The 8,890-nt window shown below is 70.2% G+C and carries 5 protein-coding genes; all 5 read right to left on the reverse strand.

Annotated features, from left to right (window positions below; genetic code table 11):
• Nucleotides 1–31: 31 nt before the first annotated feature.
• Nucleotides 32–973, reverse strand: a complete 942-nt coding sequence (locus tag AB0M73_RS49350; protein ID WP_363907100.1) for a BTAD domain-containing putative transcriptional regulator — start codon at nucleotides 971–973, stop codon at nucleotides 32–34.
• Nucleotides 974–1,006: 33 nt separating this feature from the next.
• A complete protein-coding gene (locus AB0M73_RS49355; RefSeq protein WP_363907102.1) occupies nucleotides 1,007–3,955 on the reverse strand; it encodes a S8 family serine peptidase in 2,949 nt (982 codons plus the stop codon).
• Between the two features lie 226 nt (nucleotides 3,956–4,181).
• Entirely contained in the window at nucleotides 4,182–5,213 is a 1,032-nt protein-coding gene (locus AB0M73_RS49360; RefSeq protein WP_363907104.1) for a family 2 encapsulin nanocompartment cargo protein polyprenyl transferase, read from the reverse strand.
• Nucleotides 5,214–5,230: 17 nt separating this feature from the next.
• The gene (locus AB0M73_RS49365) at nucleotides 5,231–7,408 is read right to left on the reverse strand and encodes a germacradienol/geosmin synthase (protein WP_363907106.1); all 2,178 of its coding nucleotides are present in this window, start codon (nucleotides 7,406–7,408) and stop codon (nucleotides 5,231–5,233) included.
• A 12-nt stretch (nucleotides 7,409–7,420) separates the two neighbouring features.
• On the reverse strand, nucleotides 7,421–8,809 hold the full coding sequence (locus tag AB0M73_RS49370) for a family 2B encapsulin nanocompartment shell protein (protein WP_363907108.1): 1,389 nt from the start codon (nucleotides 8,807–8,809) through the stop codon (nucleotides 7,421–7,423).
• Between the last annotated feature and the right edge of the window lie 81 nt (nucleotides 8,810–8,890).

Raw genomic sequence — 8,890 nt, forward strand, 5'->3', positions numbered from 1 at the left:
CGCAATCCACACCGAACCTGGAGGCCCTCCCTCATTTCAACATCATCGGCTCACGTGTCCACCCGTTCACAACCTCCCGGGGCAGTACACCTAGCTCGGCCAGCTCGACGAAGCACACCTCACCCAGCCGCCGGGCCGATTCGATGGCCAGGCGCGTCTTCCCGGCGCCGCCCGGGCCGATGATCGTCACCAGCCGGGAGCGGTCCAGCAGCGATGTCACCTGGCGGATCTCGTTGTCCCGCCCGACAAAGCTCGTCAGCTGGGCCGGCACCGGCCGGGCCGGGTTGGCCCCGCGGAGCACGGCCAGGTGGGCGCCCGCCAGCTCGGCCGAGGGGTCGGCGCCGAACTCGTCGGCCAGGGTCCGGCGGGCGTCGTCGAAGCTGGCCAGCGCCTCCCCCGGCCGGCCGTCGGCCGCCAGGGCCCGCATCAGCTGGCCCCGCAACCTTTCGCGATAGGGGTGTTCCTCGCTGAGCTGGCGAAGTTCGGCGATGTCCGGCCGGCCCAGCGCGAGATCCGTCTCGATGCGGTCTTCCAGCGCGGACAGGCGGAGATCGCCCAGACGAACCGTCGGCGCGGGGCCACGCCACAGGTCCAAGGCCTCGGTCAGCGCCTTGCGGGAATTGGCGTGATCCCCGAGCGCCAGCAGCTCCCTTCCGGAGACCGCCAGCCGCTCGAAGCGATGGGCGTCGATCTCGTCCGGGTCGAGGGTCAGCACGTAGCCCATGGGATGTCGTGCCAGGCTGCCCGCCGGCAACAGCGCCCGCAGCCGTGACACCTGCGATTGCAAGGCGTGCTGGGCATTACCTGGCGGCTCGTCGCCGTATACGGCGTCCACCAGCTGCTCGAACGGCACCGCACGCCCCACGCTCAACGCCAGCGCCGCCAGCAGGGCACGCGGCCTGGACCCGCCCAGGGCCACCGGACTCCCGTCGGGCCCCCACAGCTCGACCGCGCCGAGCACACCGATCCGCACGCGGCCATTCTGCCGCGTGCGGATCGGCCCAGCTCACGGATTGACGGTAGTTCCCACGGTGTAGCCGTAGGGCAGCACGGCCAGGGTCTGGGAACCGCCGGCCACGCTGGTGTTGCTGAGGACGTTCACCGCGCCGCTCACGACCGTGCCGGCGGCGGCGACGGGCTTGAGGGTGGCGGTGAACAGGGCGGAGGTGCCGGCGGCCAGGTAGGTCGGGGCGCCGAAGGTGATGTCGCCGGCGGTGGAGGTCAGGCGCAGCGTCCGGCCGATCCCGGTGGTGTTGGTGACCCGGAAGAAGAGCTGACGGCTGGACGTGGCCGACACGGTGCTGCCGGCGGCGGGCAGGTTGTAGGCGAAGGCGTCGGAACGGTCGTAGCCGACGGTGCCGGCGATCTGCTGGGTGAACTCCAGGCCGCTGACGGTGAGCTTCAGCATGACGTCGATCTCCCACCGGCCCGGCTTCGGGTTGGCGGTGACCAGCGTGGCGTCGGCGATGGGCTTGTCGGAGCCGACACCCTGCACCGTGGTGGTGGGCGAGGAGTCGGTGGTGACGACCTTGCCGTCGGGGTCGATCAGGTAGTAGGTCAACCCGTTGTCGGCGCTGGCGTCGGCGGTGTGGAAGTTGACGTCCAGGTCCTTCTTGCCGGCCGGCACGTCGATGTCGAACGTGCTGATCTGGCCGACCTGCCGCCCGACGGTGCTGGTGATGGTGCCGGTGAACTTGCCGCCGGCGCTGGGGATCAGCGTGCGGCGCTGGACCGGCAGCGAGGTGTGCGCGCCGTTGGCCGCCACGAACTGCACGGACTCCGGGTGGTCACCGGGGGCGGTCGGCATGTCGACGCTCAGCGGCACGTCGACGCCCGTGTGCGCCGGGATGGTGACGGCGTCGGTGGCCTTCTTGGTGACGTAGTGCTGGCCCATGGTGCGGAAGGAGATGGTGCCGCGGTAGGAGCCCGGCACGTTCGGCGGCGACTGGAGGTGCGCACGGCCGTTGGCCCAGAGGATCTTCGCGGTCCACTGGCCCGCGGTGGGGGCGGCCACCTCGACGTGCTGGATGTTCGGCACGGAGCCGAACTTGGCCGAGCCCGACGGCGGAGTGCCGTAGTCGTAGGAGATCTGGCTCAGCCGGCCCTTGGGGTCGACCAGCGTGAACGACAGGATGGTGCCGTTGGTCGGATCCGGCGTGATCATGTCGACGCTGAGCCGGTCGAGGCCCTTGGGCACCGTGAAGGTGATCGGCGAGGCGGCGGTGGCGCCGTAGGCCGGCACGGGCAGGCTCGGGTCGGGGGCGCTGACCGGCTCGGTGACGGTGGCGCCGAACTGCTTGGCAGCGCCCAGTTCCCGGTAGGCGCCCGTGACCGTGGTCGGGGTGCTGCTGGCGTTGTAGAGGTTCACGGTCTGCGCGCTGGCGCCGGCATTGGCCGTGACGTCCAATTGGGACGGTGACGGGACCAGGGCCGGGGCCTCGGGCGCGCCCGAAGTGCTGCCGGGCGCCTGCTGCGCGGCCCGAACGGCGGCGTACACGTCGAGCAGGCCGGCGCCCTGCTGGTCGGCGGGAGCGCCGACGTCCTTGGCGGTGCCGGTGAGGATCTGCTTGATCAGCGCGGGAGTCGGCTTCACGCCGTTGTGCGTGTCGGCGTAGGCCTGGATCACATCGGCGACCGCGCCGGCCACCAGCGGGCACGACTGGCTGGTGCCGCCGAAGGCCTCGGTGAGGGTGTTGGTCGGGCAGTCCGAGCCGATCGGGCTGCACGCGGCCTCGCCGCCGTAGCCGGGCGCGACCAGGTCGACCACGCGGTTGTTGGGCGCGGTGCCGCCGGAGGACAGCGGGGTGATGTCGTTGTTGATCCAGTCGCTGTAGCCGTAGGCCTGTGCGGTCAGGCGCAACGTGTTCGTCGCGCCGACGGCGATCACCAGCGGGTCGGTGGCCGGCGAGGACACCGTGCCGGAGACGCCGCTGTCGCCGGAGGACACGACCACCGTGACACCGGCCGCGACGGCGGCGTCGTTGGCCGCGTAGAACACGGAATACCGGCCAGGGCGCGGGTTGTAGCCGTACGACTCGGAGATCACGTCGGCGTGCTCCAGCACGACCGCGCGGTCGATGCCGGCCACCACCTGCGACTCCAGCTGGATGTCACCCGACGCGCTGGGCGGGGTGTCGATCAGCCGGGAGTCGACCAGCGACGCGTCCGGGGCGACGCCCTTGATGCGGAAGGTGCAGCCGGTCGGCAGCCCCGAGTAGGGCAGCTCCTTGCTGTAGTCGTAGGTGACAAGTCCTTGTCCGGCAACGGAAGAGGCGTCGCCGTAGTACTCGCCGTCGCTGTCGTCCTCGGTCGGGTCGGGCGCGTCGATGACCACGTGCGAGCCGTCGGGGCGGACGAAGTTGGGATTGCCGGCCAGCTCGTTCATGCCGTCGATGGCGACCAGCACGCCCTTGCCGGTGGCGATCTTGGACGCCTGCTCGGTGTCGCCGGGCCTGTCGGTCTCGACCTTGTCGACGGCCAGCGCCTCCGGCTCCAGGAACGGCTTCGCCGGGTCGCTCGGGCACAGCTTGGAGCTCAGCTGGGCCGGTTTCGCCTGCGGCACCTTGGCCGGCGCGGTCCGGGTCATCTGCTCGTCCGGCACGATCTCGCGCACGGCCGGGTTGGCGCGCAGCCGGTTCACCTCGCCCGAGGACAGCTTGGCCGCGATCGCGTTCACGCTGACCAGCTGGGTGACGTCCGTGCCGCCGTTGGCCTTGATGTCCGACACGACCGACTGCTGATCGTTGTGGGTGGTGTTCGTGCGCTGCGAGCTCTGTGCACGTAACTTGAGATCGCCGTGCTGGTTGCCCAGCACCACGATCACCCGCCCGCCGTCCGCGGCGCCGTCGGTCGCCGGCGCGAGCGGGGCGGCCTGCGCGGGACCGTTCCCCAGCAGCGCCAACGCCGCGCTCATGGTCATAGTGGTCGCCACGGTGAGCAGGCGAGATCTTTTCACGGAACCTACCTCGGGCAGTCTTCGCCGATGATCGTCGCCGGTCAGTCAATCCCCGCGGCCACGGCGGAAACAACCGACGAACGTCCACCGCTCACCCGACCAACGGCGGCTGGTTTCGGTGCCCGGCAAGGACTAGTGTCACGGCCACGATCCCGGCGACATCCGCCCTTAAACGCCAAAACGGCCGAACCGGCGCAAAGCCGGCTCGGCCGTCGGTCCACCCGGCTCAGTGGTCCCGGCAGGTCACCAGGCGGGCCAGGGCGGTGAGCTCGGCGGCGGCCCGGGCGCCGGGGGCGGCCAAGGCGAGCTCGGCCAGGGCGAGGTCGAGCTGGTCGACGGCCTCACGCTGGGTCCAGGACCGGCCGCCGGCCAGGTCGACCAACTCGGCGGCACGGGCGAGCTCCACATCGGACAGTGGGTCGCGCCGGCCGTACAGCGCGGCGAGTTCCTCGGCGGCGGGCTCGCCCGAGGTGAGGGCGGCGACGACGGGCAGGGACTTCTTGCGGCTGACCAGATCGGAGTGCACGGGCTTGCCGGTCACGTGGGGGTCGCCCCAGATCCCGAGCAGGTCGTCCACGAGCTGGAAGGCCAGGCCGAGGTGCTCGCCGAACATCCGCATGTGCTCGACCTGGGCGGCGCTGCCGCCGCCGAACAGGGCGCCGATGGCGGTGGAGCAGGCCAGCAGGGCGCCGGTCTTCTCGCCGGCCATGGCCAGGCACTCGGAAAGGTCCACATCGGACCGTTCCTCGAAGGAGACGTCCTCGCACTGGCCCTCGACGAGGTCCTGCACGGCGGCGCTGACCAGACGCATGGCGTCCTGTGAGCGAGGATGCCCGCTGCCGGCCAACACGTCGAAGGCCAGGGTCAACAGGGCGTCGCCGGCCAGGATCGCCGGGCTCACCCCGAAAACGGTCCACGCGGTGGGCCGATGGCGTCGGCTGACGTCCCGGTCCATGACGTCGTCGTGCAGCAGCGAGAAGTCGTGCACCATCTGCACGGAGACGGCGGCCGGCACCGCGTCCACAATGGACCCGCCGACGGCCTCGGCGCACAGCACGGCCAGCGTGGGCCGAATGGCCTTGCCGGAGTCGCCGTTGCGGGGCGTGCCGTCGGCGTCCCACCAACCGAAGTGGTAGCCGGCGACCCGGCGCATCGACGGCGGCAGGGTGTCCACCGCCGCCCGCATCGCCGGCTCGACCACGCCACGGCTCCAGGCCAGCACCTCGACCGCGGAGCGGGGCTGCGAGAGCACATCCATGGGAACCACCTCCGAGGTCACGGCGCGAACATCCGAACCGCGGACGTGCCGATGCCGGTCGGCAGCGCGAAACCGTGCCCGCCACGGGACCGGACCAGCTCGGATTCCCCGTACCGCACGGTCTTGCGGTGCCAGTTGAGGATGGCCGACATCCAGTCCTGGAGCTCGCGGACGTAGCCGTCGACCGCCTTGCGCTGCGCGGCGTTGAAGCCGAACTCCTCGCACAGCGCCGGAATCTCGTGGTCACGGGTGCGGATGAACTGCTCGACGCGGGCGGTCATCAGGTCGTTGACCATGGCCACGGCCTGCTCCTTCGAGCAGCCGAGGAAGTTCTGCACGACCAGGACCATGTTGAGCAGCTCGCCCTCGTACTCGATCTCCTTCTGGTACGAGAAGATGTCGTTGAGGAAGCAGGCCTGGTCCTGGGCCGAGTCCTCCAGGCCGCGCACCTGGCTGGTGGCGAAGAACTCGTCCGGGATCAGGTCGGCCCGGGCGAACCGGGCCAGGCTCATGGTCAGGTCGGAGCCGAACGTGCCGCGCCGCATCTCGATGTAGTCGACGGGGTCGGGAATCCGGTTCTGCTGGTGGCAGTCCGCCTCCCACACCCACGCGTCCAGCATCGTGTCGACCGCGCGCCGGAATCCCGCCCGGTGCTGGTCCGACATCGGCAGCGCGGTGCGCACCCACAGGTCCGCGAGCCCGCGCTCATTGGCGTTGGTCGGCACCGGCATCGTCACGCAGTCCAGCGGCATGAACTGCCGGGTGCGCGCCACGAACGCCCGCGGGCCGGCCAGATCCCGGCCCCGGAAGTACATCCTGGGGAACAGGTCGTCCCCGTAGGTGCCCCAGGTCAGCCACTGCGAGCCGAGATCCAGCTCCTCCAGCGTGCCGTCGGGGTCGATGCCGGCGGCGCAGATCGGCAGGTCGAGCCCGACCATCTGCCGTTCGGTCCAGACGCCTTCGCCGGTGAAGCCCATCGCCCGGGACCATTCCCACGTGTTCTGCCGGGACCGGTCCAGCAACGGGTTCAGATGCAGCGGAAACGGCATCGTGAACTCGGGCAGCTTCGTCGGGCCCACGGCGTGCGGCGCGTGGGTGAAACGCTTGAGCCGCCCGGGAAAGCCGAGCCGAGAGCCGAGAGTGCCCAGACCGGTCGGACCGCCGGGCACCCATCCCGTGGAGGTGTCGGCCCCCGCGTTCATGTACCGGCTGGAGCGCATGTGCCACTCGTGCCCGCCGGACTGCCAGTCCTGCAGGCCGCGGGCGTAGACCAGGACGGCCATCCGCTCGTCCGGTCGCAGCCCGTAGTGCTCGAACATGATCGGCAGCTCGGTGAACACGGTGTGCTCGAACTGCTGCATGCGGGAGGAGATCAGGTCGTTGGTGGCCTCGGCCGCCTCCTGCGTGGTGCAGCCCAGGGCCGTCTCCAGCACCAGCACCATGTTGGCGTTCTCGCCCTCCTCCTCCACCTCGCGCTGGTAGGAGAAGACGTCGTTACGCAGGTGCACGCCGTCGGCGAAGGTGTCCCGCAGCACGCGCATCGGACGGGTGCGGGCCACGGAGTCCGGCACCTCGGCGCCGACCGCCACCTCGACCAGGTTGGCCGACCACGGCGCGCCGCCGACCTTGCGGCGCATCTCGATGTAGTCGATCGGGTTGGCCACCCGGCCCTCGTCGATGTTGATGATCTCCCACATGCACTCGACGAGCAGGTTGAGCGTGCTCTCGATGAAGCGGACCTTCCACTCCTGGGTCATCATCGGAATGGTGCGTTCCCACAGGTCCTTCAGCCCGGCCTCGACCGGGTTGGTCGGCTCCGCGGTGATCGCGCCGTGCAGCGGCATGAACTCGCGCAACCCGTCGAGGTACTTCTTGGCGCCCTTGATGTCCTTGGGCTTCTTGTACAGCTCCAGGAAGTGGTCGTCGAAGAAGAAGACCCAGACGTACCAGTCGGTGATGAGGTCGAGGATCTCGCCCGAGCACTCGGGATGGGTGTACGCGCACAGCAGCGCGTAGTCCATCGCCTCCAGCTTGGCCTCGCTCCAGATGATCTCGCCACCGGCGAAGGCCGGGGTGTCGATCATGTCGAAGTCGCGCGCCCACTTGCGGGTGTGGACGCGCGCCCCCTCCAGGTTCGGGTTCAGCCGGGCAGGGTGAACCATGTAGAACTCGGGTAGTTCGAACGGCTGTGCCATGGTGAGCGGTCCTCAGTTCCCCAGCTCGACGTCTTCCAGCACGCCGAGTGCGTCCGGCACCAGCACGGCAACCGAGTAGTAGGTGCTGACCAGGTAGGACAGGATGGCCTTGTCGCTGATGCCGGTGAAGCGCACCGAGAGGCCGGGCTCGCGCTCGTCCGGGATGCCGGTCTGGTGCAGGCCGATCACGCCGTTGTCGTCCTCGCCCGTCCGCATGGCCAGGATGGACGTGGTGTTGTGCTCGGGGTCGATCGGGATCTTGTCGCACGGGAAGATCGGCACACCGCGCCACGACTGCAGCGGCCGGCCGTCCACCACCACCGGGCTCGGGTAGAGGCGGCGCGCGTTGAGCTCACGGCCGAAGGCGGCGATCGCCTTGGGGTGGGCCAGGAAGAACTTGGTCTTGCGGCGGCGGGAGACCAGCTCGTCCATGTCGTCGGGGGTGGGCGCGCCGTTGCGGGTGTGCAGCCGCTGGCTGTGGTCGGCGTTGTGCAGCAGGCCGAAGTCGCGGTTGTTGAGCAGGTCGAACTCCTGGCGCTCGCGCAGCGCCTCGATGGTCAGCCGCAGCTGCTCCTGCACCTGGTCGTGCGGACCGTTGTAGAGGTCGGCGACGCGGGTGTGGATGCGCAGCATGGTCTGCGCGACGCTGAGCTCGTACTCGCGCGGGGACATGTCGTAGTCCACGAACGTGCCGGGCAGGTCGATCTCGCCGGCGTGGCCCGCGGCCATCTCGATCGCGGCCTCGCCGTGCTTGTTCTGCGACTTGCCGCCCCGCGCACGGAAACCGTCCACATGGGACCGAAGCTTGGGCGCGCCGTCCACGACCTCAAGGAAGGCGTTGCGCGGCAGGGAGAGCACCACACAGCCGGTGTTGGCCCGCACGGAGAAGGGCCAGCCGCCCTCGTCCACCAGGACCTGCTCGCCGAAGTGGTCGCCGTCGGCCAGCGTGCCCAGCACGGCGTCGTCGCCGTACTTGCCGGTGCCGACCTTCTCGACCCGGCCGTGCACGATCAGGTACAGCTCGTCGGCGGCCGATCCGGCGCGCACGATGGTGTCGCCGGCGGCGAAATGGCGCTGGGTGAAGCGGCCGGCCAGCGCGGTCAGCACGTCGGCGTCGTCGAAACCACGCAGCGGGGCCAGTTCGCCGAGCTCGGCGGGAATCACCCGCACGTCGTCACCGTTGCTGACGAACTCGATGCGCCCGTCGCCGACGGTGTAGGTGAGCCGGCGGTTCACGCGGTAGTTGGCGCCCTTGGCCTCGACCCACGGGAGCTTGCGCAGCAGCCACCGCGGCGTGACGGCCTGCATCTGCGGGGCGGACTTGGTCGTCGAGGCCAGCTGCCGCGCGGCCGCTGTGCCAAGACTCAACTGGGTGGATGCCGGGTCCAGGGTCTCGGTCACGACCTGGTGCTCCAATCACGGTGACACGGAGGAGAAGGCTGAGCGGTCCCGCACGCCGGCGGGGGATCGTCCCCGGCGGCG

Origin of the sequence: Kutzneria sp. NPDC051319, from assembly GCF_040682195.1 — a bacterium.
Classification (GTDB): domain Bacteria; phylum Actinomycetota; class Actinomycetes; order Mycobacteriales; family Pseudonocardiaceae; genus Kutzneria.

Coding starts and splice junctions, on each gene's coding strand:
- AB0M73_RS49360 (WP_363907104.1), bottom strand. CDS start 5,213: ATGGATGTGCTCTCGCAGCCCCGCTCCGCGGTCGAGGTGCTGGCCTGG.
- AB0M73_RS49365 (WP_363907106.1), bottom strand. CDS start 7,408: ATGGCACAGCCGTTCGAACTACCCGAGTTCTACATGGTTCACCCTGCC.